This window comes from Kineococcus indalonis (assembly GCF_009906395.1).
Taxonomy (GTDB): Bacteria; Actinomycetota; Actinomycetes; order Actinomycetales; family Kineococcaceae; genus Kineococcus; species Kineococcus indalonis.
In genome coordinates this window covers 1-448 of the sequence record NZ_JAAALM010001025.1, presented here as the reverse complement: position 1 = coordinate 448, position 448 = coordinate 1, and the positions used below count along the sequence as shown (strand labels likewise).

The following is a 448-nucleotide window of genomic DNA, read 5'->3' as shown; positions in this document are numbered from 1 at the left end:
CGGGTAGCCGGTGTAGGCCTTCTCGGGGCCGTTGACTCCGGCGAAGTCGGTCTGCTGCTGCTGGGAGGTGAACCACTCGATGAACTTGGCTGCGGCGTCGGGGTACTTGGCCTGCTTGGGGATGCCGATGCCGTCGGGGTTGCTCAGGTTGGCCGCGGGCCCGTCCACCCCCGGGGTGGGCAGGTAGCGGACCTTGCCGACGACGGTGCTGGAGGCGGGGACGTCATAGAGGGTGCCGACGGTGCCGGAGTAGTCGGAGAAGGTGCTGGCGACCTGCCCTTGGGCCATCAGCGTCTGCTGGCCCTGGCTGTCGGTGACGTTGATGCTGCCGGGCGCGACGAGTCCTTCGGTCAGGGCGCCCACCATCCACTCGGCTGCGCGGTAGCCGCCGGAGTCCGGGTCGGTGAACTGCGCCTCGCCGTTCTCGTCCAGGACGCTGCCCCCGAAG

General features: G+C 69.6%; 1 protein-coding gene. It reads right to left on the bottom strand.

The genetic code is table 11. The annotated features are described in order from the left end of the window. Window positions 1–448, bottom strand: a 448-nt coding sequence (locus tag GTR00_RS22520; RefSeq protein WP_166613677.1) for an extracellular solute-binding protein, incomplete at both ends; no start/stop codon positions are given.